Source organism: Pseudomonas sp. NCIMB 10586 (assembly GCF_023127895.1).
Lineage (GTDB): Bacteria > Pseudomonadota > Gammaproteobacteria > Pseudomonadales > Pseudomonadaceae > Aquipseudomonas > Aquipseudomonas synxantha_A.
Genome location: NZ_SPKQ01000013.1, coordinates 17,082 through 41,903 on the forward strand (window position 1 = coordinate 17,082; position 24,822 = coordinate 41,903).

Below are 24,822 nucleotides of genomic sequence, written 5' to 3' on the forward strand. Positions count from 1 at the left end.
GCACCTTGGGGCAAGCAGGCACAGTGAAGAGAGGGACACACAGCATGCAACTGATCACGCACGATGGCTTGAGCCTGGAGGTGCTACACACGCAGGCGCCGGGTGGCACCGTGGTGTTCGTCAATGCCCTGGGCATCGGCAACGCCGTGACGCAGGGCGTGGCCCAGGCGCTGCAGGCGGCCGGTATTGGCTTTGTCACCTGGGAACGGCGCGGATTGCCGGGAGCGTATGACGATAGGTTTCGCGAATATGCGCTGGACGATCAGGTGCGCGACCTGGAACACCTGATGGTCATGCTCGCTCCTGGCCCGGTGGTACTGGCCGCCTGGTGCACCGGCATTCATACCGCGTTGGCTTATGCGCGCAGATGGCCCGCACGCTTGGAGGCGCTGCTGTTGTTCAACAGCCCGAATTTCTTCAATAGCCGCTACAGCGCAGTGGCTGGCGATGCCATTGGCAAGGTCAGTCGCATATTGGTCGAAGATGAGTCCAAGCTCGATTTCATGTACCACACCATCTTCGCCAATAACACGGAACAGACAGCCACCCGCCTCACAGGGCTGGCCGATGCGCGCATCCGCGGCTTGGTGGAGGCTCCCTTCAAAAGCGGCCCCCAGGCATTGCTGCGCTATATGTACCTGATCCAAAGCGCCGCTGAGCCTGAAGTGGATCGCCAGTGGTGTGCCCCGATCAGCGTGCCAGTCCTGGTGATAGGGGGGCGGCAAGACACCATGGTGTCGTTCCAGGACTCACTGAGCCTGGGAGAGATTCTGCCCAATGCGCAGGTGCGCATCATGGACGATTGGGGGCACTACACGCTTTTCTCTGATACACAAGAGAGTGTATCCAAGGTTATGCTGGGGTTTCTGCAAACGCTGGAAGCGTTTGACTGTCGTACCGTGCCACCTGCTTTTCTCACCCCTTTTTGTGCGCCGTCAGTTGTATCGGCCGCCAGTCGACAGGGTGAGGCAGACGTGGATTGACGGGCGATGGCGGCGGCAGACCGCCAGGTAAGGTAAAGCCCCGAGGGGGTGCTTTTTTTGTTTTTACTGACAGGTGTGACTGATGAGTACGGAAGGAAGTGGGCCGGTTAGATTTCCGGCAATGGAAGATGCGGTACTCGAGCGGTGGGAAAAAGAAAAGACGTTCGAGCAATCCATCAGCGCCCGTGAGGGTAAGCCGGTGTACGTATTTTATGACGGCCCGCCGTTTGCTACCGGCCTGCCGCACTACGGCCATATTCTGACTTCCTATATCAAAGACGTCATACCGCGTTACCAGACGATGCTCGGCAAACAGGTCCCACGCCGCTGGGGCTGGGATTGCCACGGCTTGCCGGTGGAGTTCGAAGTCGAGAAGGCCATGGGCTTCAAGTCCAAGCGCGATATTCTCGAGTTTGGCGTGGAGCAGTTCAACGACGAGTGCAGAGAGCTGGTGCTCAAGTACGCCGATGACTGGCGTGGCTTTGTCAACCGGATGGGCCGTTGGGTCGATTTCGATGGCGCCTACAAGACCATGGATAACGACTACATGGAGTCGGTGCTGTGGGGCTTTAAAACCTTGCATGACAAGGGGCATGTCTACGAGGGCGGCAAGATCGTGCCTTACTGCGTGCGTTGCCAGACGGTGTTGTCGAATTTCGAGGCGCGCCTGGACGACGCCTTCCGCCCGCGCCGCGATATGTCCGCCTATGTCAAGTTCAGGCAACAAGACCGCCCGGACACTTTCTTCCTGGCATGGACCACCACACCCTGGACGTTGCCTGCCAACGTCGCACTGGCCGTGGCCGCCGATGAAAACTATGTGTGCATCGAGCACGGCGAAGAGCGCCTATGGCTGGCCGAAGGTTGCCTGGGCGGCTTGTTCGATGAGCCGGTGATCCTGGAACGCTGTACCGGCGCAGAGCTGGCTGGGCTGCGTTATCTGCCGGTGGTCGGCGAGGTGATCGATGCCTCGGCCCATCGCGTGGTCACCGCCGACTTCGTACAGATGGGCGATGGCTCTGGCATTGTCCACATTGCCCCTGCGTTCGGTGAGGACGACGCCTTGCTCGGGCAGCAATACGAGTTGCCTGCACCTAACCCTGTTCGCGACGACGGTACCTTTTCCGATGCGGTGGCGCAGTATGCCGGGCAGAATATTTTCGAGGCCACGCCGCGCATCCTTGCAGATCTGAAGAGCAGTGGCTTGCTGTTCAAGCAAGAACAGATCGAACACAACTATCCACACTGCTGGCGTTGCGATAACCCTCTGATCTATCGCGCGGTAGAGTCCTGGTTCATCCGCGCGTCGGCGCTGCGCGAGCAGTTGGTGGAAAACAACAGCCAGGTCAACTGGGTGCCCGAGCATGTGAAGGAAGGGCGCTTCGGGGACTGGATCCGTAATGCCCGCGATTGGGCGGTGTCACGCAACCGTTTCTGGGGTGCGCCCATCCCGGTATGGCGCTGTGACCAGTGCGGCACCGTCGAGGTGATGGGCAGCATCGCGCAGATCGAAGCGCGTTCCGGGCGCAAGGTCGAAGACCTGCATGTGCCTCATATCGACGAGCATCGTTTCGCCTGCCAGTGCTGCGAGGGCACCATGAGTCGGGTGACCGGTGTCTTCGATTGCTGGTTCGAATCGGGCGCAATGCCGTTCGCCAGTCGGCACTACCCGTTCGAAAACAAGCAGGAGTTCGAACAGACTTTCCCTGCCGACTTCATCGTCGAGTACCTTGCGCAGACCCGCGGTTGGTTCTACACGATGATGGTCATCTCCACCGGCTGTTTCGAGCAGAACCCCTTCAAGAACGCCATGTGCCACGGGGTGATTCTGGCCAAGGACGGTCGCAAGATGTCCAAGCGCCTGAAGAACTACCCCAACCCGATGGATCTCATGCAGACCCACGGTTCGGACGCCTTGCGCGTGGCCTTGCTGGCATCGCCGGTCTGCAAGGGAGAGGACATCAAGTTCAGTGAAGAGTCGGTGCGCGACGTGGTGCGCCGCTACCATCTGCTGTTCTGGAATTGCCTGCAGTTCTATAAAACGTTCACCGAAATCGACCAGTTCAGTCCTTCCGGCGACCTTGGCCAGCCCCTGGACAATGTCCTGGACCACTACTTGTTGCATGAGTTGGCGGCGCTGGAATCGGATATCAAGATGTGGATGGAGTCTCTGGATTTTTCCAAGATCTATTCGCGTATCGAAGTGTTCATCAACGTCTTGAGTACCTGGTACCTGCGCTTGAACAAGGCACGCATCTGGCGCGATGGCCTGGATGACGACAAGCGCCAGTGCTATGAAGTGCTGCACTACGCGTTATCTAATTTTGCTCGTCTGCTGGCGCCCTTCATGCCGTTTCTGGCTGAGGCGGTCTACACCGAACTGGGGTATGCCGACTCTGTGCACCTGCAAGACTGGCCGAGCATCGATCGCCAGTACCTGTCGTACGAGCTGGCCGATGAAATGAGCAGCCTGCGTAACTTGATCGCCAGCGTGCGCAATGTGCGCGAAACCAATGGGGTTTCGCAGAAGTTTCCGTTGCGCAGCATTCGCGTCGCGGGTATCGAACAGGCCGTACTGGAGCGCTATGCACAGTTCCTCGAGGAGGAACTCAACGTCAAGCAGGTCCAGTGGGCCGCCGATGCCGACGAGTGGGCGCAGCCCGTGGTGGTATTGATCTTCTCCTTGCTCGGCAAGCGACTGGGCCCGGCGATGAAGGCGGTCACCACAGCGGTGAAGGCTGGAGAGTATGTAATCGATGAACAGGGGGGGCTGGTTGCCGCAGGGCAGACGATCCAGCCCCACGAGTTCGAGCGTCGCCTGACCGTGCGTGACACGCTCAATAACGTCGGGATTGTCGAGAACATGGTGGTCTGGCTGGACTTGGACATCGATGCCTCGCTCAAGCGCGAAGGCGCCGTACGTGAGCTCAACCGCAGGCTGCAAGACCTGCGCAAGAAAGCCAAGCTGGGCTACACCGAAAAAGTCGACATCGCCGTGCTCGGCGGTGCCTATGTCGATGAGATCCTGGTGCACCACGAGGACTGGCTCAAGAGCCAGTTACTGGTCCAGAGCTTGTTGCGCAGCGATCTTGAGGCGCCGCTGGCAGTGGACGAAGTCGAGCTGCCCGAGGGCGACCCTGTGCGTATTCAACTGCGCCGTAGCGTACTGGCCTGAGGCAATGCCGACCTGGTGCCGCGCTGTCGAGCGGCACCAGGTGGTGCCGCTGGAGTCACGATGGATCGTGAGTGGCCGTTACCACCGGGCGATATCCAGTTGTGGGTCTGTCGTGATGAGTTGATCGTCGCGGCTGACCTGTTGGCCGAATATGCCGCGGTGCTCAGTGACAGTGAGCGCCAGCGGATGGCGCAATTTCATTTTGCCCGACATCGCCATCAGTACCTGGTTACCCGGGCGCTTGTGCGTCATGTGTTGTCGATGTATCGCCCCGGTATTCCCCCGCAGCACTGGTGCTTTGCCTACAACGATCACGGCAAGCCGTGTATCGATCCGGTGTTGGACCCCTCGCAGTCCCTGCACTTCAATGTTTCCCATACCGATGGCTTGATCGTCATGGCCGTGTCGCGACAGGCAATCGGCATCGATGTTGAAGACCTGCAGCGCCAGGGCGACGGCGTTTCGGTGGCCGATACGTTCTTTGCGGCCGCCGAGCGCCACGACCTGCAGCAGTGTGGCGCAGCGCACCGTGCGCAGCGATTTTTCGAGATATGGACACTCAAGGAAGCCTACATAAAGGCCCGCGGCGAAGGTCTTGCTGTACCGCTCGACAGCTTTGCCTTCCGGCTGGGGCCAAGCTGCGGGCATTCCCTTCAATTCAACCCACCGACAACCGACGCCCGGCATTGGCAATTCTGGTCAACACTGCTGCTGGCGCGCTACTGCCTGGCTGTGGCTGCCTGTCATGAATCGCCTCGGGCCAGGTTTTGCCTGCGCGTGCAGGAAGTCATTCCCCGCGTGCGTACCCTCGACCTGGCCTGCCTGTGTCGGCGCCAAGCGGCCCCCCACACGGTGACGCCGCCATGGAGGCTGCCGGGCATCTGCGCCACACCCGAGATCGACCTCGGCTAATTTACCTATCAGTGCTTATAGGTTTGGATCGCGCCGCTTTTGGTTATGCTTTTTTCGCTGGGCACTGATGTGTCGCAGGCAGGGCGCGGCAATGCATAGACCAAACGCCATCCGGGAGAGCAACGATGACATCGTGGGAAAGAGAGGTCTCGAGTGGGGCCGGCAACCGCCAGCTTCCCGTGGTCAAGGGCTGGCCACTGCTCGGCAGTGCGCTTGCCTTGATCCGCAACCCCCTGGGCTTCTTGCAAACCACGCGCAGTACCTATGGCGATGTCTACCGGGTCAAGGCCGCGCATATGAACTTCGTGGTATTGGCCGGCATGGAGGCGAACCGATTCGTGGCGGACAAGGGCAAGGATTGCTTTGTCTCAAGCGGGTTCTGGGAAGCGACCTTGCAAGAGATGCAATGCCCGCATTCGTTCATCGGCGTGGATGGTGATGCCCATCGCTTCCAGCGCAACCTGATGAAGCCGCTGTTCTCCAAGTCGGCGTTCAACGAGCGCATTCCCATGCTTGCGCAGATCTTCACGGATACCCTGCAAGCGCGCTACGGCGTTGATCAAAAGGTGTCGGCGCTGTTTCGGCATGTGCTGTCGCAGCAGATTGGTGGATCACTGCAGGGTTATCAACCCACGCCGGATGAAGTCGAGGCGCTGATGCGGTATCAGAATACCGCGATGAACGTTTGTGCCCTGAAAAAGTGGCCGCGGCTGGCGTTGCGCCTGCCGGGTTACCGGGCGGCGAAAAAGCAGGTGCAGGCGCTGGCCGACCGGATTATCGAGTCGGAACGGACCCAGGAGCAAACCCAGGGTTACTTCCAGACGCTCAAGGAAAAAGGGCAGATGGTCCAGCCCCAGTGGTTTACCCCAGGAGATATGCGCAACCACGCCATCATCTCCTACCTGGCAGGCATCGACACCGTCGGTGCCACCTTGAGCTTCATGTTGCTGGAGCTTTTCAAGCAGCCGCACTTGCACCAGGCGTTGCGTGATGAAGTGGATGCCTGTTTCAGCCAGGGATTGCCGGACGCTGATGGCCTGGAAAACATGGAGACCCTGAAGAACTTCATCCGCGAGGTGATGCGTCTTTATCCAACGGCCTACGCCGTGCGCCGTACGGCAGCGAAAGACTTCGAGTTCCAGGGTTACTCGATCGACAAAGGGCAGGACATCATTCTATTCACCACTGCCAACCACACGGATCCTGCGTGGTTCAAGAACCCTCAGGTCTTCGACATCACTCGCTATGAAGAGCCGCGGCTTGAACACCGCGCCAGCGGCGCCTGGGCACCCTTCGGTCGTGGGCCGCACACCTGCATCGGGGCGGGGCTGGCCAATATCCTGTTGTCGTTGAACCTGGCGCTGTTTTTGTATCACACCGATTTGCGCCCGGCGTGCAAGCTCAGCGATATCAAGATGGATTTCTCCAACCCCGCCGCAGGCTTGAGCGAGCGATTTGCCATTTCCTTTACGCCACGGAATCGCCCGTGAGCAGGTCCGAACTTGCGCCACCGCGATTGTGCCAGGTCGCAATCTGCTCCGCCGACGCCACCACCAGCATGCAGTTTTATGCCGCGTTGTTGGGTTTGCGTGCCACCGGCAGTTTTCAGGTTCGCGGACCCATGGCTGCCCGACTGTTCGAGATGACGGTGGTGCAGGGCGTCAATTACTGGATGGCTGACGCACAGGCATTTTTTCAGCTTGAATTCTTCGAGTTCAGCCAACCGTGCCGGTTGCCGGCGGCAACGCGCACACGCAGCGGCTACGAGCGCTTGTTTGTCGCGGTAGCCGATATAGACGCCGCCGTGGCGCGCTTGCAGGCGGCCGGTATACCCGTCGACCTCGCCGGCACAGTGCTGCGCGACCCCGATGGCGTACCGGTGCAACTGGTGGAGGCTGAGGCTGGCGGCGCGGTCGGGCGCATTATCGGCGTACGGCTGGTGGTCGAAGATCTGGAGGACGCCGTGGATTATTTTCATCGGGCGCTGGGGCTGCCGCTGTCGGCGTGCCAGCCCTCGGCCACGGTCAGCTGCGACACGCCGCGCTGCGCCCTGGATGCGGGTGAGCACTGGATCGAACTGGTGCACCGCCAAGGCGTGGGCGCCGTACGACCACTCAATGAACCCGGACTGATGAATGTCGCCCTGGGCGTACGCCGCCCAAGCCACTTCAATGCCCTTTACCGACGCGTGCTGCGTGAAGGCTTCAGCTCAAGCACGCCGCCGGTTGGCGGTGGGTTATCCCACGTGGTGTACCTGCGCAGCCGCGCTGGGCTGTCGGTGGAGTTGCTGCAATTGCCCGCCTGGATGGATGCCATCTGGGGCTTTCGCGCTCCCGGAAGGTTGGCCAGGCTGGCGCGGTTACTGATTGGAGGGCTGGTCGGGTTGTCGGCCAGGATGGCTCGCGCATCGCCTTGAGCGTTCGTGCGGTGTTTTGGCAAACAGCAACAGGAGCACAGGCAGACATGAGAGAGGAACGTAATTGGATCAGCGACCGCCTGGCTTCGTTCGGCGACGGCATTGCGCTGATCGCCGATGGGCAGCAGTCCTCCTTCAACGCCATAGGGCAAGCGATGATGTCCTGGCAGGCGCTTCTGGCGCACCAGAACATCGCGTGCTGCACGGTAATCATCAATGGTGATTATAGCTGCGCGATGGTGGGGGCGATTCTGGCCTTGTACACCCGGCATTGCGTGGTGGTGCCACTCAATCGCAGTTCGTCTGAACGCTGCGCGGCGGTGGCACGTACGACAGGGGCCAGTTGGATCATCGACGCCGATCACTCCGGCGATCTGCAGGCGTTAACCACACAGTTGCCCACCCACGAGTTGGTGGCAGGCCTGTTCGATCGCCGAGAAGCCGGTCTGATATTGCTCAGTTCAGGCAGCAGCGGCGAGCCCAAGGCCATCCTGCTCAGCCTCGAAAGGCTTTTTGCCAAATACCGCGATGCGCCGCGCTCAAGGCCTCGTACCACGGCTGCATTCCTGTTGCTGGACCATATCGGCGGTTTCAATACGTTGCTGCACTGTTTATTCAGCGGCTCGACACTGGTCAAGCTCGATTCCCGCGACGCCGTGAGCATTTGCCGGCAGATTGCTGAACACCGGATCCAGCTCCTTCCCGCCACCCCTACATTTCTCAACATGCTGCTATGGGGACGGGCGTACGAGACCTACGATCTTTCCAGCCTGGAACTGGTGACCTACGGCACCGAGACCATGCCCGAATCGACCCTGGCCGCGCTGAACGAGGTGTTCCCGGCTGTGCGTTTCAAGCAGACCTATGGCATGAGCGAGCTGGGCATCCTCTCCACGCGCTCGGAGTCGAGTGACTCGCTGTGGATTCAAATTGCCACTGACGATGTGCAGGTGAAGGTGGTTGATCAGATTCTGTGGATCAAGACCCGCACCGCGATGCTCGGCTATCTGAACGCGCCGTCGGTGATCGATCAGGAGGGCTGGCTATGCACGGGGGATCTGGTTGAAACCCGTGGCGATTATTTCCGCATCCTCGGGCGTGGAGAAAGCCTGATCAATGTGGGAGGGCTCAAAGTGCTGCCGGTAGAAGTCGAGAGTCGGCTGTTGAGCCTCCCCTTCGTCAAGGATGCCGTGGTATGGGGGCGCAAGAGTCCGGTCACCGGGCAGATCGTGGCCGCCACGGTCGTTCTGGAGGGTGAGTTGGACACCGACGACACCAAGCGCCAGATCATGCTGCATTGCCAGCAAGGGTTGGAAGATTTCAAGGTGCCGCGTCATATCGAATTTGTGACCGGGCGCCTGCACAGCGATCGATTCAAGAAAATCAAGGTGGCCTCGCAATGACTGATGCAGTTTCTGACGCTTTACACACTCGCCATGACAGCGCTCCATCTGCGGTAAAGGGCACCATCATTGTCAGTGGCGGTAGCCAGGGCCTGGGATTGACGACGGTCCGATGTTTCCTGGAGGCAGGCTATAACGTCGCGACCTTCAGTCGTCGAGAGTCTCCGGCTGTCACGGAGTTGAGCGAGCGTGCCGACTTTCATTGGCAGGCACTGGACTGCACCGACTACTCAGCGCTCACCGCCTTCGTCCAGCAGGTGGAAAAGCGCTTCGGTGGCCTCGACGGGCTCGTCAACAATGCCGCCACCGGTGTTGAAGGCATCCTCAGCACGATGCGCGTGGCGGACATCGACAGTGCGCTTGATATCAACCTCAAGGGCCAGTTGTACCTGACCAAGCTGGTCACGGCCAAGCTGCTCAAGCGTGGCGCGGGCAGCGTGGTGAATGTGTCATCTATCAATGCCCTGCGGGGTCATTCCGGCCTGACGGTTTACAGCGCAACCAAGGCCGCGATGGATGGCTTGACCCGCAGCCTGGCCAAGGAGCTGGGCCCACGGGGCATTCGCGTCAACTCGGTTTCGCCTGGCTACTTTTCCAGTGACATGGTCAAGGACCTGAGCCCCCAGACACTCAGCAGGATCGAGCGCCGCACACCGTTGGGGCGTCTGGGTACCCAGCAGGAAGTGGCGGATCTGATCCTGTACCTGGTAGACCGGGGCACCTTTGTCACCGGTCAAAACATTGCAGTCGATGGAGGTTTCACATGCTGAATCATCAAGTCATGGATCAAGTATTCGATCAAGTAGAGCACCAGATCGCTCAGGTTCTGGGGGCGAAGGGTGGGCCTTTGGTGGCGGTGGAAATTGACAGCCGCTTCAGCGACTTGGGCCTGAGCTCCCTGGACCTGGCGACGCTGATCAGCAACCTGGAAGCGGTTTATGGAACAGACCCCTTCGCCGATGCCGTGGCGATCACCAGCATCGTGACCGTTGCGGACTTGTGTCGAGCGTATGCGCAACAGGGTGTGCCGGGGCCGAGTCCGGACCCGCTGGACGCCCAACTGCGTGATCTGCGCCAACTGTGAGCCAGGCCCTAGAGAGCCATCTGGGCGACCTGGCCGTTGTCGGGTTGGCATGCCGCTTTCCGGGTGCACCTGACCAGCGAGTGTTCTGGGAGAACCTGCGCCAGGGCCGCGAGTCGATCGTTGACCTTGACGATCAGCAACTGAGCGCGGCGGGTGTCACCCGCGAGCAATGGAGCGAGCCTGGTTATATCCGGCGCAGCCCGGTGCTTGAAGGCATCGAATGGTTCGATGCGCGGTTCTTCGGGGTTTCCGCGCGCGAGGCCATATTGCTCGATCCGCAGCATCGACTGTTGCTGGAGGTGGGGTATGAGGCGCTTGAGGATGCCGGGCATGTCAAGGCGGCTCAAGCCGGCGTGACGGGTGTCTATGCATGCATGGGGGGCATCACCACCAGCTATTTGCATCAGTTTGGTGACCGTCTCGACCCCTTGCATCATGAAACCGCCAGCCTGGTTCACCAGGGTAACGACAAGGATTTTCTCGCCACGCGCCTGTCCTTCAAGCTCAACCTGACAGGCCCGAGCATGACCGTGCAGACCGCGTGTTCAAGTTCGCTGGTGGCGTTGCACCTGGCCTGCAACGCTCTGCGCCTGGGGGAGGTCGACACTGCGCTGGTGGGGGCAGCCGCCATTCGTATTCCGCACCATACCGGTTATCCCCTCGGACAGAGCCCGTTATTGTCTCGCGACGGTCGTTGCTGTCCGTTTTCCAGTGATGCCAGCGGCACGTTGTTCGGCAGCGGCGTGGCGAGCGTCATCGTGCGCCGCCACGCCGACGCGATACGCGATGGTGATCATGTGTATGCGCTGATCAAATCCAGCCATGTCAACAATGATGGGGCGATGAAAATCGGCTACACCGCCACCAGTGTGCCAGGGCAGGCCAAAGCCATGGTGCGGGCGATCACGCTGGCGCGCGCCAATGCGCGGCAGATCAGTTATGTGGAGTGTCATGGTACCGCCACCAGCCTGGGCGACCCTCTGGAAATCAAGGCGCTTGAAAAAGCCTTCCGCCTGGATACCCAGGACCACGGTTTTTGTGCGATAGGCAGTGTCAAATCCAATATTGGTCACCTTGAACAGGCAGCCGGCATCGCCAGCCTGATCAAAGTGGCGTTGATGCTAAAGCACGACACCCTGGTGCCTTCACTCAATTTCACCACGCCCAATCCGCGCATCGATTTCGAGCATTCGCCGTTCCGGGTCAGCCAGGACACCCGGGTGTGGTCGCAGGCGCTGGAGCAACCCGCCGACACTGCGCGGTTGGCAGCGATCAATTGCCTGGGGATCGGCGGCACCAATGTGTTCAGCGTGCTGCAGTCCGTTGCGCCAGCTCTGGTGCGCGGGACCGACGCAGCGGTGGACGTGCCGATTTGTCTGTCTGCCGCAACGCGAGAGCAACTACGCCAATACCTGCTGCGGTTCGCCCATTTCGTCCGTGACAGCGGGCCAATTGATCGTCTGGCGCTGGCGCATACCATAAACATCAGCCGCAGCGCACATCGCGAGCGGTTCGCTGGTGTGTTGAAAGCAGGCATAGACGTGGACAGGTTTTTTGAAGAGGCCGCACACAGCGTGCTGGATGCGCCGGCGACGTTCACGCCGCGCCTGGTGTATTACCTGTGCGAGCAGCCGCAGCACCTTGACGATGCCAGTCGGCAGGCATGGCTGGCGGCGCCGAGATACCAGCGCATGGCCGATGATTACGCAGAGTGCCTGGGCCGTCTCTCCAGTACGCCACAGACCGTTGAAGCGGCGGCTCGCTGCGCCGAACTGGCGTTCGAAGTGGCGCTGTATCAACAGTTGGTGCGCTGGGGGATGGTGTTCGAGGCCGTGATCGACAGGGGTTACGGCCACTGGATCAACCGCTGTCTGCAGCTCGGGTGCGGCGCATCGTCGGCACTAGACGCTAGCCCTGAGTGGTTGAGCGCGTTTGTGCAGGAGGGGCAGGGCGCCGCCCAGCTTGCTTCCCCTGGCTGGCCTGATTCGGCCCAGGTTGCAGTGCTCGTCGTCAGCCGCCAGGCCTGGGCTGTAACCGTGCCATCGTCCGGGCGTTGCGTGCATCTGGCCGAGGAAATGCTGACGTTCGCTGACGTGGAACGCTTTGCCTGCGACGTTGTGCAGGCCGGAATCAGCTTTGATTGGCTGGATTATTACCGCTTGGTAAAGGCACAGAAACTGTCACTGCCCACGTATCCGTTCGCCCGTCAACGCTATTGGCCAGTTGAAGACTGAAAGCCCGCGTGCGGTAAGTTTTTCATGGGCGCGGGAAGATGTCTCCCCATAAGGCTTATAGGTTGATGGCCGCCAGGAAGATGGGGAATATAAAAATCCAATCCGCACCGATGCCCGGGTCGCCGGCATCCACAGGAGGCGTAGATGCAGATCACTCGCCAGACCGTCCAGGACGCGTTGCAGGCCACCCTGGGCCGAGCCGTGACGGTCGAGCCACATGTGCCACTGATCGAGACTCGATTGAAAATCAACTCGCTGACCATGATGGCACTGTTCGCGCAGCTTGAGCGTGTCAGCCAGGTCACCGTTGCGCAAAAGGATGCAGTTGGCCTCTACGGTTGCAGTATCGACCAGATCGTCCAGTGGTTCGCCCAACGTGAGCAGTGAGGTCGTGAAGGCGTCGTCGCCGTTGGTAGAGCATCCGCCCGCTTGTCAGTTCGCCGCGAAGCGGGATGCGCTGGAGGAAGGCGGCACGCTGGCTGTTCAAGTAGAAGGGCAGGCGATATTGCTTTGCCAGGCCAGGCAGGCGGTCTATGCCGTGGAAAACCGCTGCCCGCATCAGGGTAAGACGATGGACGGCGCCTTGATCCGGCGCGGCCAACTGATTTGCCCGCACCACGGCGCCAGGTTCGACCTGGAGACGGGCGAGGCGTTGGGGCCGCATACCCGCTGCGCACTGACGACCTACAAGGTGCATCTGATCGACAGCGACGTGATGATCGAGCAACGCGCACAGGCCAGGCTGGAGTGCGGTACGTGAGCCTGCTTCGCCTGGCACCGCGGCTGGCAATGTGCGTCTTCTATTTTTGGTATGGCAAGGGAATGTGAGATGGAACAGTTGACCCCTGGCGTCGGTGCAAATGTATGCCTGGCATTAGCGCAGGTGTGCGATCGGCATGCCCAGCGTACCGCGCTGCACTTACCGGATCTGGGCAGTGCCGCGAAGCTGTCCTATGCCCAGCTTCATCAAGCTATCAGCAACGCAGCGGTGGCCTTGGCCGGGCTGGGTATCAAGCGTGACGATCGAATCGTGCTGTGCCTCGATGTCGAAGCCCATGCGTTGATCCTGGTATTCGCCTGCGCCTATCTCGGAGCGACCGCTGTAGTAGTGGGTAATCGCCTCAGTCAGGAAGAAATGCGCTACATCGTCAGCGATGCTGCGCCGAAGATGGTCGTCACCTCACTCAATGACCTGGGGTTGTTTGCCGGCGACCTGCATACTTCCCTGGTAGTGGTGGCAGCCTCGGACGAGGACACCGGCGAGTGCTCCGTTTTTCCTGGTATCGATGAGCTCGTCTCCATGCGGGGGGCCTGCGTCGGCATGGCGTGCGTCGCAGGCGATCATCCAGCGCTGATCCTCTATACGTCGGGCACTACCAGCCAGCCCAAGGGCGTCGTCATCTCCCACGCGCACCTGGTGTGGTCAGCGCAGTCCAATATCGAGCACCTGCAGGTCACCGAAAACGATGTGACGCTGGTGTTTTTTCCGCTCTGCCACACCATGGCTTTTTCCTATCAAGTGCTCACCTCATTGTTTTCGGGAGCCGCCATGGTGCTGCGGCGGGTGTTCAACCCCCAACGCTTCTGGAGCGATGCGGCACACTTTGAATGCACATGGGCCGCGATCCTGCCGTTCGTTTGTCATGCCCTGGCAGCCCTGGAGAAACCGGTTCGACACAGCTTCAGGTTTTGGGGTTTTCCCAGCCGCAACACCGACGTGGAGGCGCTGTTTGGTGTGAAGACCGTAGGGTGGTGGGGCATGACTGAGCTGTTTGCCATTGGCAGTGTGACGAGCGAGCAGCACAGCGCGGACCTCAATTATTCGATTGGCAAGCCAGTGAGTGGCTACCGCTATCGGTTGACCGATCCCGTCACGAATGCCGGGCCGTTCAATGCGCGAATCAGTGCCGATCTGCAGTTCAACGCGCAACCCGGCAAGAATCTGTTTCTGGGCTATCTCAACAAGCCTGGCGAAACCCGCGACGCCTTCACAGAGGACGGTTGGTACATCACCGGCGACCGCTTTTTCGAGACTACCGAGGGCGTGCTGTTTTTTGATGTGCGCTTGAAAGACATCATCAAGGTGGGCGGGGAAAACGTATCGGCTTCGGAGATTGAGTTCGCTGCGTACGCCAGCGCCATGATCAGCGAAGTGGCGGTAGTGTCGCGTCCCGATCCCTTGTTGACGGAAACACCGGTGTTGTTTGCCGTGCTCAACGCTAGCGGTCGTGAGGACCAGGCGCTCGCCAGGCGGCATATCGAACAGGCCTGCCGCGAGCGCCTGGCCGACTTCAAGCGGCCTCGCGAAATTATTTTCCTGGAAGATTTTCCCCGTGCCGGCTTGCGCAAGATTGCCAAAAATCAATTGCGCCAGATGGCTTTGCAACAGGCCCATGAACCGGCCTGAGCAGGCCCGTCATTTACCGTTTGAGGAAGGCGACATGAAAAAGCTCTATGTGACCGGCGGCACTGGTTTTCTGGGAAGCCATTTTATCTATCGGCATTTGCTCACCGGTGAGTTCGATGTGACCTGCCTGGTCAGGGGGCGCGACGACAATGAGTGCCGACATCGTATCCGCGATGCGGTGCTCTCGGCGGGCCAGCATTATCCTGCCACTGACGCGCGACTCTCTTTTGCCGGCTTGAAAGCCCGGCGCGCCGATATCACCCAGCCGTTGGCGGGGATGGATATCGCTCAGTCCCGGGCGCAGGCCTCGGAGCAGGCGGTCTTCCTGCACTTTGCTTCATCGCTCAATTTCGAAGAAAAGAACCGCGACATTATCTATGAGCACAATATCAACGGCCTGACCCATGCGTTCCATGCAGCACAGGCGTTGGGCTGCCAGACGTTTTTCTATATCTCGACTGCTTATACCGCAGGCGTTGGTTCGGGTGAGGTGGAGGAATGCCTGCACCAGAGCACTGAATTCAATAACTATTACGAAGAAACCAAATGTGCGGCCGAGCACTTGATTGACCGCCTGTGCACTGCCAGTGGAATTGAGTTGGTGATTATCCGACCGTCGATTGTTATCGGTCCGCAGGCCACTCAATCCGCAGGTGGCAGCACCACTGGCCTGTATGGGTTCCTGAGGGAGGTCAACCGCCTCAAGCGCGCCATGCGCAACACTGAACAAACCGTGCGCCTGTCGGGTAAGCCCCACGCCAGGGTCAACCTGGTGCCAGTAGATCAGGTGTGCCAGGACATCATGCGGGTGTACGACAATCTGGCGAGTTGCCCGCGGGGCATCTTCCACGCCACGTCGTCGACCAATATCGAAGTGCGCGTGTTGCTCGATATTATTTCCCGGGCCATTGAGCTCAGTGGTTTGCAGATCGATGAAAGCGGGCTGGAAAACCCCTCGGCCATCGAGAAACTGCTGGCCCGTAAAACCGTGTTTTACAACCCCTACATCCACAACACCAAGACCTTTCTTCGGGCCGATGGAGGCGGCTGTGCGCTGACGATTGCAGACGTCGAGGGCTACATCAAGGGTGGGGTGGTGGCGCTGAGCCAACGCAAACCTGACCTCTTGCGTCAATACGTGATCGATACACAAGACCGGGTGCCCCTCAATGTCTATGCCTCGGCGGACAAGCGCAAGGAAACCGTGGTCTTCATCAACGCAGTCGGCATGCCTTTGGAACTGGCCAACCGCCTCAGGGAGGCCCTGGAAGATGACTTCCGCTTTGTTACCTGGGAAAGCCGCGGTATCCCCAGCCCCGTGGATGATATCGACACCATTGACGTCAGTGTTGCGGCGCATATCGGCGACCTGCAGCGGATTTTTGATTACTTCAATATAGAAAAAGCACATCTGATCGGCTGGTGTTCGGGGGCCTACATCGCCTATCACGCCCGCAAGTTGAAAGAAGTCGCGAGCCTGACGCTTATCAGTGGCGCGTATGGCCTGGTGAGCGCAGAGGAAGAGGAGACCGCTTTCATGCGCAACCTGCGGCAGGTGTTGCCGCTTATTTCACAGTCGCGTAGCCAGGCAGAGCGCTTTCACGCGTCGTTTTTTGCGCGCTCCGGCAGTGAGAATACCGAGAGTGCGACACAGAGCCGCCAATCCAGCGAGATCCTCGACGCGACGGATCCGAACCTTATCCACCTGACGAGCCTGCCCTTTGAATCCGCGGAGTCGCTGTATTGCTATAGCCGGGCTATTACCGCGCTGCAAGTCGGCGAGTACCCGCTGCAGGATGAGCAACTCGGGGTGCCGTGCCATGTCATCGCCGGCACCTGTGATGAAGCTGTGAGCCCCCATGAGTCAAAGCGCTTTATCGAACTGCATGAGGGTGCTGACTATTCGGAAATCGCTGGCATGGATCATTTTGGTTTGTATAACCACCTGGGGTTGTTGGGGGTGGTGACGGCGTATATCAAGAACCTCAGCCCGGTGATGCCGGGTTCCCAGGCGGATGCATAAGTCCAGCCTGCTCATCCACACGGCATCAAAGGAGGGAAGATGAAAAGCAAATTGATCGAGCACGTCGCGGACTTGTCCATGCCCATCGATTATCAAGAGGTCCTGGCACGCGACGATCAGAGCAGTGTCCCGGCCGATATGCGGGAGCATTTTCCCGCAGGCCGGTACAGGATGGAGGTTGATCGCGACGCCTATCTGTCTGCCGGTTTTCATCAACTGGAAATGGATCGGATGTGGTCTCGAGTTTGGCAGATGGCTGCGCGGGAGGAGCAAATTCCAGAGGCGGGGGATTTGACGCTCTACGAGATCGGCGAGTTATCCTTCATCCTCGTTCGTAACGAAGCACTGGAAATCAAGGCCTACTACAACAGTTGTCGTCATCGTGGCCGGCGCCTGTGCTCGGGCGATTCGAGCGTGCGAGAACTGCGTTGCCCCTATCACGGATTTGCCTGGGACCTGGATGGCACCCTCAAGCGCATACCGGCGGCATGGGATTTTGCCCACCTCGACTGGGAAGGTCGCCGTTTGCTGGAGGTCAAGACAGACACCTGGGGCGGTTTCATTTTCATCAATATGGATCCTGCCTGCGAGCCTTTGGCCGATTATATGGAGAGCCTGCCCGGTGAGTTGGCCATCAATCAGTATGAGGGCAAGTACATTGCGGGGCACAGCCGGCACATACTCCCGGCGAACTGGAAAAACGTCATGGAGTCCTTCATGGAAGGGTTGCATGCCCCCGAGACGCACGGGCATACATGGGCCCATCTGAGCGATACCCTGCAATACGATGTTCGACCCGATGAGCGTCATGTGAGCCGCAGTTTTCACGCGGTCGGGCTATCGGTCTGCGAGGATCATGAGCCGCTGTCCGAACAGGCGATCATGGATCAATTTCATCGCAACGTACTCAATGGGAAAAGCGGCCCCTACGCCCCTCACCTTCAGGCCGGCATGACAGCAAGGCGCTACATGGCCAGTGTGATGCGTTTGCAATACGGGTTGGCCAGTGGCAGGGATGTCAGTGGGTTGTCTGACGCTGAAGCCGTCGATGTACTGCAGTATTCGCTGTTCCCGAATATGATCTTCTTTCGCGGCATTTCTCTGCCGCCCGTGCTGCGTTTTCGCCCCAACCAAAACGACCATAATAGCTGCATCTTCGATCTTTTCTACTTGGTCGACATACCCAAGGGCGCGCAGCGACCCGAGCCTGCAGCGACCGTGGAAATGGGGCCGGACGACACCTATGAGCACGCCGGTGTACTGCCTGACTGGTTAGGCTATGTATACGATCAGGACATGGACAATATCAAGAATATGCGTGCGGGCCTGCAAGCCTTGAGCAATGACCCGCTGGTATTGAGCGATCTTCATGAATCCAGGATACGGCACTTCCATAACACACTTATGCACTATCTTGACAGGCGCGATTGAACCATTCGTCACGGGACTTAATGCGCGCCATTATGACTTTTGTTTAATTTGACAATCTATGTTTTTTCGTTAACTTACTTCTTGAAGTGGATTGGATCCAACCTGCCTGGCAAGGTGAGCGTTGCTCTTCGAATAGTGGCCATTCAATGTGGGGCGGCCACTAATAGTCCCCATATAACAAGGAGGTTAAGATGCTTGAAGACATTCTGATGTGTGAGACGCTGGAGGCCTGGAGTAAAGTGCTGTTTGCCTTGGCGAAAGAGTATGGATTTTCTTCGGTGCTGTTTGGGGTTAAGCCCACGATCAGTACGCCTTTCAGCTCTTCGACCATCATCAGTAATTATTCCAGGTCATGGCGCAGTATCTATGACGCGAATGCCTATTACGAAGTCGACCCTGTTGTGTTTCATTGCTTGAACAGTTCATTGCCGTTGGTCTGGACAAAGGAAAATTTTATTAACAAGCCCGAACAGCAATTGTATGAGGCTGCGAGTGCCAGTGGTGTTTGTTCGGGGCTGTGTATGCCCATCCATGGGCCGCGCGGAGAGTTCGGAATGTTGAACTTTATTACGGATGAGAAGTCACCGGCCGACGTCATTCGTTCCAAGGGGCTGCCACAATTTGCCTTGATGCGTGATTATCTGATCGAATCGTTCCAGAAAATACAGAGTGCTGCTGAAAAGGAGGTCGAAAAACCACCGAAGTTGACCGCTCGTGAGCTGGAATGTCTGAAGTGGGTGGCCGCCGGTAAAACCTCTTGGGAAATTTCGCGAATTCTGTCCTGTGCAGAAGTTACAGTTAATTACCATGTCACCAACTTTATGCGTAAGTTCAATGCTGAATCACGCCAGCACGCCGTGATCAGCGGCATCCGTTCCGGCCTGGTCACGCCCTGATGCGGATTATCGATAACGCCTTCAATTAAGGGGTCTTATGGTCAGCGCGTTCCACTTTCCTGAATACGACCAGTTGGACGGCATTGCGCTGGCTGAGATGGTGCGCCTTAAAGAAGTAACCCCTCTGGAGCTTGTGAGCGCCGCCGTTCAGCGGATCGACGCAGGAAATGGCGCGATTAACGCGGTGGTGCATCTTCTTGAGCGCGAGGCCAAGGCACAATGCGAGGTGCCATTGGCAGACGGCCCGTTGTCCGGCGTCCCCCTATTGGTCAAGGACCTGCTTGCGGAGATTCAGGGCTGCCCCACACGTAACGGCTCCCGGCTGTTCGCGCACTATGTTGCCAGGGAGGACTCGCAGACGATCAAGCGTTATCGACAGGCGGGGTTGATCTTTGTCGGTAAAACCGCGACGCCGGAGTTGGGCTTGCATCCCTATACCGAGTCTGATGCAACCGGTGCCACACGTAACCCCTGGAACTTGGAATTGTCGCCGGGCGGCTCCAGCGGCGGTGCCTGTGCAGCGGTCGCGGCGGGCATGACCCCGATTGCCCACGGCAGCGATGGAGGTGGCTCAATTCGGCTACCCGCTTCCCATTGCGGGGTTTTCGGCCTCAAGCCAACACGTGGTCGGTCTCCCTGCGGGCCGCATTTTTCAGAGTTATGGCAGGGTCTGGTAGTTGAACACGCGGTCTCAAAAAGCGTGCGCGACAGTGCTGCCATGCTCGATATCCTGATTGCGGGGAGTGATGATGCTGATGCTTACCGTTGGCCCGCACCGGCTCAATCGTTTCTTGCGGGTATCGGCGATGCGCCTGGCAGGCTGCGCATTGCTTACACCTTTAAGCCTTTTCTGGGTGGGGATTTGAGTCCCGACTGTCGCGCCGCTTTGGAAAGCAGTTTGAAGCTGTTGACGGACCTTGGGCACGAGGTGGTTGAAGCCCATCCACCCTTGGCATCCCCCGATCAATTATGCGAAGCCATGCTGACCCTGGTGTGCGGGGAAATGGCGAGCCTGGTGCAGAACGCGGGGCGCATGCTTGATCGCGTGGCGACTTACGCGGATTTCGAGAGCGGGACCTGGGCCCTGGCCCGGCAGGGCCATATCCTCAAAGCGGTCGATCTCGCCAGGGCGAGAGAGTTGGCGCTTCATCAGGGGCGCATCATGAGCGCCTTTCATGAACACTACGATGTGCTGGTGACGCCGGTAGCCAACCAGTTGGCATCGAAGGTGGGAGCGTTTCGCTTGAGTCCGTTGGAGGATCGCCTATCGCGTAGAGTATTAGGTAAATGGGGAATGGACTGGCCCCTGCGACTGGGCAATCGCCTTGCAGAACATTCGCGCACTGTCATGGAATATATGGGGTGGTCGACACCGTTCAATATGAGCGGGCAACCGGCGATGAGTGTGCCTCTGTACTGGAACGAAACAGGACTTCCCATCGGCACACAGTTCATCGCAAAGATGGGCAATGAGGCCTTGCTGCTGCAACTTGCACGTTCGCTTGAAGTTGCACGGCCCTGGCGACATCGTAGCCCGCCTCACTCTTCAGCGGCGTCAAGTACTCAGATCAAATAGCATTGACTGCGTCCAGGGTCTTGTTGCTCAAGTTAACTTCAACAGCGATGGCTCGTTCTACGCCGATAGTCAGGGGCGGGCCTAGTCTGACCAACTCCAGCCCCGCTTTCATCAGCATCTTTTCGACACCCACGGAAGTAACGGTGATGAGCTTTTCAACGTGCTGCGAGTGCGCATGCCTGATGAGGTGACCAATGGCCTTCATGGCGGTATTGGAAAAGCCGAAGCCGCCGCGCTCACTGGCACTTATGGCAAATCGGCTAAGCTCCCAGATGTTGGCGGCACGCGGAGGTTTTTTAGTGGTCAACAGGTTGGGGAACGTGTCTTTGAGCATATAGGGACCTGTGGTTGGCAATATACGCCAGCAGCCCGCCACTTTGTTTTCGTTGATATCATCGATCAGCAGCATATAAGTGGGGGCCAAGGCGTCGTAACCATCTATCTCCATGTCGGCAATTATCGACACATCCCAGCCTTTTTTATCCTTGAAGATTGAAGCCCGAAGTTTATGCATGCCCTCCAGATAACGTGGTGATATGTTCTCGCGTTTGTCTATTAGATATTTCATGCTGGCTTCCTCGGCTTCGAAGTGCATAGCTTTATGCAGATTGCATAAGCGTTAAACTATAAGTGTTGATAGGTATCCTGATATCAAGGAGTATGTGAAGATCCCCTTCTTCTGAGCGGGAGTTGGGCGTTTATGTATAGATGTTCAAAGTTTGTGAATGAGGTCATTTTTTTTCGAACGAAAAAAGGGATGACCCAGGCGGATTTCTGGGCGAAATTTGGTGTCACCCAGAGTTCAGGAAGTCGAATTGAAAAGACGGGGCGGATGCTTGTTCCGTTGTACATGCTGCTGCGCTTGTACTGCGCAGGGGTTATTGCAGACGATGATCTTGAGTTGGAGTTCGAGCGTATGGGCAAGTCTGCCTCGGACAGGTTCGGCTGACTCCCAAGCCTGGCGAGTACTGCTGGGTTATTTGAGTTTTTTCTTGCGTGTCTGGCGAACGGCCAAGTGTTCGAAAATAAACGACGCGGTGCCGAACACTGCAATTATTGAAAGCACGAGCATGCCGAGAGTTGAGCTTTCCACGGTGATTTCCTGCTTAGATTTGAGTTGACGATCACGCTAGGGCCTCGGCTTCCTGGCTTCAATAGACCCGACGCAAACCTTACGGCGCCGGGCCCATTGTTACGCGCTCTTTACGCGCAACGGCCGCTACGGCGTATTGCGGCTGTGACGGTAGTCGCTGACCGCTTCATACACCGCCTTTCGCAACCGGTTGATGCCGCCGATGGGGCGGTGTGCTTCCACACCGAACCAAGGGTTGAACGACTGGTTATCGCAGGCCAGGTTCTGCGCCGGCGTGTCGAAATCCTGGGCAGGAATCCTGACCTTGGCCACGGTTTCATACGGCGCATCGCTTTCTTTCCATTCGATGCTGGTGTCTTCGATGGGCATGAACTTTTGCGGGTTCTGCCGTTGGATCTGCAGCACGAAACAGGCCGCTACGCGGTCGGTGGACAGTTGCTGATTGAGGGCGCTGCGCAGGAAGTTCGGCAGGGCCTGGTTCTGTTTAGGCAGTACGTATTCCGGGCAGCTTTGCGGGTCGGGCGCGACGCGAAACTTGGCGTTGGCCGCGCCAAACTTGTAGGGCGACACTGAAAAGTAAGTCGTCTGCGTCGGGCTGGCCGGTGCGGGCGCCAGCGTTGCCAGGGCGATAAACAGGTGACGTATTTGCCAACTGCGCGGGTCGAGCTTGGGAAAGAACGCCAGGACCTTCTTGCCATCCGCTTGCGCGCCGATGTTCTGCGCGTATTCGGCGACATCGCTGACAAAGAAATTCGGGTGGCTGAACATCACGAAATCCTGCTCGGTGCGGGCTTGCTGGTCGGCCATCAGTTGCTTGCCCGGCACATCCAATAGCTTGATCGCCATGCCGCGGGCATCGCGGATGCTGTCGAATTGCGGGTAGGCGTTGCCGTTGGACAGGCGCATCGTCGCCTGCCAGACCTTGCCCGGCTCTGCGAACACGCCCTGGCGCAAGGCCGGGTCGAGATCCGCCAGAACGCTGACCTCGGCTTTCACGCAACCATGGGCCTTGGCATGGGCATCGCGCAGGTAGCGAGTGCCTTCGCGGTGCTGGTCAACGATGCGTACGGCGGTCTGGATGATGCCTTGGGTCATCGCTGCTTCACCCGGCGGGATCTGTTCATCCGCTGACACCGGGCCACTGTGCTGCCAGGCGAACCATACGGTCGCCAGTAGCCACCCCAACAGCCCAACGCCCACCAGCCACAACAGGGTCTTGCCGAGAAAAGCGCCGAGACGCAGCCAGAGACGAGCGAGCATGGAACGTTCCTTGTTTTGTGATCGAATAATCATGGCAGTTGGTGCTCCAGCGGGCCGCCCAGTACTTTGAGGTACTCGAGCAGCGCCCAGCGCTCCTGGGGCAGCAAGCCACGGCCAATGACGCCATTGCCCCGCGCGCCTGCGCGGAATTCGTGGCCGCTGTTGTGATTGCCGGTGATTCGGGTATCGAACAGGAAGGCATTCTTGAACGAGGCGGTTTCAAAACCCAGATGGCGTGGATCGTAGTTGAACGTGCCTTTATAGAAGGTGGTGCTGCGTTCGTCCTGGGGCGAAAGCAGTTGGTAGATCGTCGGCACCGAACCGTTGTGCAGGAACGGCGGGGTAGCCCATACGCCTGCCAGTGGTCGCGCTTTATAGGCACGCAATTCGCGCACGCCAATCGGCAGGCCGAACCCGTCCAGGCTCGGGCGCTCGGCCGGGGTCACGCCGGCAGCGCGGTAGGCATGTTCTTCGACAAAGGCGGTGACGTAGGCCAGCCCCTGGGCCACGGACATTTTTTTCAGATCCAGTGGCGCGGTGGGCGCAGGGTGTAGTTCAACATTGAGTTGGGCCAGTTCGGCCGGGTCCCATTGCAGGGCGCTGAGGTCATAACGCTGGTCGGCAATGTTGCTGGCGGTGCCGGGGTCGGTGCCGATGTAGTCCACCGGCAGCATTTTCAACTGCTGCACCGGGCGGCCATTTTCCTCGGTGACCGCGGGTATATGGCAGCCAGCACAGTTTTCGGCGAAGAGTGCTCGGCCTTGGGCGGCGAGGGGTTTGTCGATGGCGCCGAACAAGTCCTCCGGCCAGGTTGGCGGCTTGAGGCGTTGCAGGGTTTCTTCGATCAGGTGCAGGTCCCGCACGCGTACGCTGGACGGGTAGCGAGCGTCGCCCTGGAGCGGTTGGCCGGCACTGTCGAAGAAGGCCAGGGTTGCGCCTACACCAAGGGCTTCACCGATATTGCGCGCCATGGGCTGCTGAGCCGAGCCATTCCACTGCACCCAGTCGAATGTCCAGATATCCCACAACTGCGGGTAGTCCACTGGGGCATTGGCGACACGATAATTGTCGGGGGAAATAGCGTCGCCAAAGCTGGCATTGGCGATGCGCCCGAAGGCGTCAGTACGACCGGGGCCTTCTTCGGTGGGATAGAGGCCGCGATGGGTATCATTCCAGGCGACTTTGAGGAACTGGTTCAGCGATTGTTTGAAGTCCTGGCGCAGCTGATTGTGCTGGGTATCGTACTGATCACCCAGGACTTTGCGGGCGAAGCGCTCGAACTTCCACGGGTTGTAATACGTAGCGGCAAGGCTGGCGACCAGGGCTTGGCCAAAACTGCCGCCCCGCAAGGTGGGTACGCTGGAGGGCAGCACGTGTTGCGCCGAGCCACCGTCGATACGCAGGGCCTGGCCCTTGAAGTGCAATTGACCGGTGTGGCAGGCCGCACAGGTGATATCCAGGTATTGAACCTGGCTGTCGGCGTTCTGGTGTCGGGCAAAACCTACCGGCAGGTTGCCAGGGTTTTGCGGGGTGGGCACTTGCTTGGGGTCGACCAGAAAACCAAAGCGCGCCAGGTACTCCGGCGCGGCAAAGCGTTGCTCGGAGAACGGCAGCTCCAGGGCCGTGAACCAATCGTAGTGCAGGCCCTTTACCTGGGTGCCCTGGGGCGTGAAGTAGTAGGTCTGGCGGTCAGCGGCACTCCATTGATCCTGGTAGTGCACCTGCTTTACTGGCACGTAGTCCGGTAGCTTGGGGTTGAGGGTGTAATAGAGCACCACGGCCAGAATCAGGCCCAGGGCGATCAGTATCAGGAGTAAAACACGGGAAAAAGTGCGCAAGATAACTATCCTTGTCGAATTGTCGCGTTGTTATGCCACTGCGCCACAGGTGCGGCAAGTAGCGATGAGCCTGCTGGCAGGCGGTCCCGCG

20 protein-coding genes are annotated in these 24,822 nt (G+C 58.9%); 17 read left to right on the plus strand and 3 right to left on the minus strand.

The features are described 5' to 3' along the window. The first annotated feature begins 44 nt into the window (after positions 1-44). From E4P01_RS06565 to E4P01_RS06640, 16 genes are all read left to right on the plus strand, one after another. Positions 45-983, plus strand: a complete 939-nt coding sequence (locus tag E4P01_RS06565; RefSeq protein WP_078820778.1) for an alpha/beta hydrolase — start codon at positions 45-47, stop codon at positions 981-983. Between the two features lie 82 nt (positions 984-1,065). Further along, the gene (gene ileS, locus E4P01_RS06570; RefSeq protein ID WP_078820779.1) at positions 1,066-4,158 is read left to right on the plus strand and encodes an isoleucine--tRNA ligase; all 3,093 of its coding nucleotides are present in this window, start codon (positions 1,066-1,068) and stop codon (positions 4,156-4,158) included. A gap of 60 nt (positions 4,159-4,218) precedes the next feature. Beyond that, on the plus strand, positions 4,219-5,070 hold the full coding sequence (locus E4P01_RS06575) for a 4'-phosphopantetheinyl transferase superfamily protein (protein WP_078820780.1): 852 nt from the start codon (positions 4,219-4,221) through the stop codon (positions 5,068-5,070). 125 nt (positions 5,071-5,195) lie between these two features. After that, positions 5,196-6,560: a cytochrome P450 gene (locus E4P01_RS06580; protein ID WP_032877012.1), complete on the plus strand. Its 1,365-nt coding sequence runs from the start codon at positions 5,196-5,198 to the stop codon at positions 6,558-6,560. Continuing rightward, complete coding sequence (locus tag E4P01_RS06585; protein ID WP_216090991.1) at positions 6,557-7,486, plus strand: VOC family protein; 930 nt, start codon at positions 6,557-6,559, stop codon at positions 7,484-7,486. The genes E4P01_RS06580 and E4P01_RS06585 overlap by 4 nt, the downstream gene beginning before the upstream one ends. 47 nt (positions 7,487-7,533) lie before the next feature. Then, on the plus strand, positions 7,534-8,889 hold the full coding sequence (locus tag E4P01_RS06590) for a fatty acid--CoA ligase family protein (protein WP_216090992.1): 1,356 nt from the start codon (positions 7,534-7,536) through the stop codon (positions 8,887-8,889). After that, a complete protein-coding gene (locus tag E4P01_RS06595; protein ID WP_078820783.1) occupies positions 8,886-9,659 on the plus strand; it encodes an SDR family oxidoreductase in 774 nt (257 codons plus the stop codon). Before E4P01_RS06590 ends, E4P01_RS06595 begins: the two co-directional genes overlap by 4 nt. Continuing rightward, entirely contained in the window at positions 9,653-9,973 is a 321-nt protein-coding gene (locus tag E4P01_RS06600; RefSeq protein ID WP_032877008.1) for an acyl carrier protein, read from the plus strand. Before E4P01_RS06595 ends, E4P01_RS06600 begins: the two co-directional genes overlap by 7 nt. Continuing rightward, positions 9,970-12,207 carry a polyketide synthase gene (locus E4P01_RS06605; protein WP_078820784.1) on the plus strand — a complete coding sequence of 746 codons (2,238 nt, stop codon included), beginning with the start codon at positions 9,970-9,972 and terminating at the stop codon, positions 12,205-12,207. Before E4P01_RS06600 ends, E4P01_RS06605 begins: the two co-directional genes overlap by 4 nt. A 144-nt stretch (positions 12,208-12,351) precedes the next feature. Further along, positions 12,352-12,594 carry a hypothetical protein gene (locus tag E4P01_RS06610; RefSeq protein ID WP_032877005.1) on the plus strand — a complete coding sequence of 81 codons (243 nt, stop codon included), beginning with the start codon at positions 12,352-12,354 and terminating at the stop codon, positions 12,592-12,594. Beyond that, entirely contained in the window at positions 12,584-12,967 is a 384-nt protein-coding gene (locus E4P01_RS06615; protein ID WP_216090993.1) for a Rieske (2Fe-2S) protein, read from the plus strand. The genes E4P01_RS06610 and E4P01_RS06615 overlap by 11 nt, the downstream gene beginning before the upstream one ends. Positions 12,968-13,036: 69 nt before the next feature. Continuing rightward, the gene (locus E4P01_RS06620) at positions 13,037-14,614 is read left to right on the plus strand and encodes a class I adenylate-forming enzyme family protein (RefSeq protein ID WP_158254352.1); all 1,578 of its coding nucleotides are present in this window, start codon (positions 13,037-13,039) and stop codon (positions 14,612-14,614) included. Between the two features lie 34 nt (positions 14,615-14,648). After that, on the plus strand, positions 14,649-16,637 hold the full coding sequence (locus tag E4P01_RS06625) for an alpha/beta fold hydrolase (RefSeq protein WP_050549316.1): 1,989 nt from the start codon (positions 14,649-14,651) through the stop codon (positions 16,635-16,637). 39 nt (positions 16,638-16,676) lie between these two features. Then, positions 16,677-18,068 carry an aromatic ring-hydroxylating dioxygenase subunit alpha gene (locus E4P01_RS06630; RefSeq protein ID WP_032877002.1) on the plus strand — a complete coding sequence of 464 codons (1,392 nt, stop codon included), beginning with the start codon at positions 16,677-16,679 and terminating at the stop codon, positions 18,066-18,068. 191 nt (positions 18,069-18,259) lie between these two features. Continuing rightward, positions 18,260-18,964: a LuxR family transcriptional regulator gene (locus tag E4P01_RS06635; RefSeq protein ID WP_050549315.1), complete on the plus strand. Its 705-nt coding sequence runs from the start codon at positions 18,260-18,262 to the stop codon at positions 18,962-18,964. A gap of 37 nt (positions 18,965-19,001) precedes the next feature. Beyond that, positions 19,002-20,540 carry an amidase gene (locus E4P01_RS06640; protein WP_078820789.1) on the plus strand — a complete coding sequence of 513 codons (1,539 nt, stop codon included), beginning with the start codon at positions 19,002-19,004 and terminating at the stop codon, positions 20,538-20,540. On the opposite strand, the gene E4P01_RS06645 is transcribed toward E4P01_RS06640, so the two are convergent. Beyond that, positions 20,533-21,108 carry an acyl-homoserine-lactone synthase gene (locus E4P01_RS06645; RefSeq protein ID WP_050549314.1) on the minus strand — a complete coding sequence of 192 codons (576 nt, stop codon included), beginning with the start codon at positions 21,106-21,108 and terminating at the stop codon, positions 20,533-20,535. The genes E4P01_RS06640 and E4P01_RS06645 overlap by 8 nt on opposite strands. A 189-nt stretch (positions 21,109-21,297) precedes the next feature. On the opposite strand from E4P01_RS06645, the gene E4P01_RS06650 reads away from it, so the two are divergent. Beyond that, positions 21,298-21,489, plus strand: coding sequence for a hypothetical protein (locus tag E4P01_RS06650; protein WP_050549313.1), 192 nt, complete (start codon positions 21,298-21,300; stop codon positions 21,487-21,489). A 270-nt stretch (positions 21,490-21,759) separates the two neighbouring features. Here E4P01_RS06650 and E4P01_RS06655 read toward each other — a convergent pair whose 3' ends face one another. Both E4P01_RS06655 and E4P01_RS06660 read right to left on the minus strand, forming a co-directional pair. Continuing rightward, on the minus strand, positions 21,760-22,926 hold the full coding sequence (locus tag E4P01_RS06655; RefSeq protein ID WP_148852239.1) for a catalase family protein: 1,167 nt from the start codon (positions 22,924-22,926) through the stop codon (positions 21,760-21,762). Next, complete coding sequence (locus E4P01_RS06660; RefSeq protein ID WP_148852238.1) at positions 22,923-24,731, minus strand: di-heme-cytochrome C peroxidase; 1,809 nt, start codon at positions 24,729-24,731, stop codon at positions 22,923-22,925. Before E4P01_RS06660 ends, E4P01_RS06655 begins: the two co-directional genes overlap by 4 nt. Between the last annotated feature and the right edge of the window lie 91 nt (positions 24,732-24,822).

Excerpts from the sequence above, each read along its gene's own strand:
- E4P01_RS06610 (WP_032877005.1), top strand. The coding sequence starts at position 12,352 with ATGCAGATCACTCGCCAGACCGTCCAGGACGCGTTGCAGGCCACCCTG.
- E4P01_RS06620 (WP_158254352.1), top strand. The coding sequence starts at position 13,037 with ATGGAACAGTTGACCCCTGGCGTCGGTGCAAATGTATGCCTGGCATTA.
- E4P01_RS06595 (WP_078820783.1), top strand. The coding sequence starts at position 8,886 with ATGACTGATGCAGTTTCTGACGCTTTACACACTCGCCATGACAGCGCT.
- E4P01_RS06575 (WP_078820780.1), top strand. The coding sequence starts at position 4,219 with ATGGATCGTGAGTGGCCGTTACCACCGGGCGATATCCAGTTGTGGGTC.
- E4P01_RS06580 (WP_032877012.1), top strand. The coding sequence starts at position 5,196 with ATGACATCGTGGGAAAGAGAGGTCTCGAGTGGGGCCGGCAACCGCCAG.
- E4P01_RS06655 (WP_148852239.1), bottom strand. The coding sequence starts at position 22,926 with ATGATTATTCGATCACAAAACAAGGAACGTTCCATGCTCGCTCGTCTC.
- E4P01_RS06645 (WP_050549314.1), bottom strand. The coding sequence starts at position 21,108 with ATGAAATATCTAATAGACAAACGCGAGAACATATCACCACGTTATCTG.
- E4P01_RS06565 (WP_078820778.1), top strand. The coding sequence starts at position 45 with ATGCAACTGATCACGCACGATGGCTTGAGCCTGGAGGTGCTACACACG.
- E4P01_RS06590 (WP_216090992.1), top strand. The coding sequence starts at position 7,534 with ATGAGAGAGGAACGTAATTGGATCAGCGACCGCCTGGCTTCGTTCGGC.
- E4P01_RS06600 (WP_032877008.1), top strand. The coding sequence starts at position 9,653 with ATGCTGAATCATCAAGTCATGGATCAAGTATTCGATCAAGTAGAGCAC.
- ileS (WP_078820779.1), top strand. The coding sequence starts at position 1,066 with ATGAGTACGGAAGGAAGTGGGCCGGTTAGATTTCCGGCAATGGAAGAT.
- E4P01_RS06630 (WP_032877002.1), top strand. The coding sequence starts at position 16,677 with ATGAAAAGCAAATTGATCGAGCACGTCGCGGACTTGTCCATGCCCATC.
- E4P01_RS06635 (WP_050549315.1), top strand. The coding sequence starts at position 18,260 with ATGCTTGAAGACATTCTGATGTGTGAGACGCTGGAGGCCTGGAGTAAA.
- E4P01_RS06625 (WP_050549316.1), top strand. The coding sequence starts at position 14,649 with ATGAAAAAGCTCTATGTGACCGGCGGCACTGGTTTTCTGGGAAGCCAT.
- E4P01_RS06650 (WP_050549313.1), top strand. The coding sequence starts at position 21,298 with ATGACCCAGGCGGATTTCTGGGCGAAATTTGGTGTCACCCAGAGTTCA.
- E4P01_RS06640 (WP_078820789.1), top strand. The coding sequence starts at position 19,002 with ATGGTCAGCGCGTTCCACTTTCCTGAATACGACCAGTTGGACGGCATT.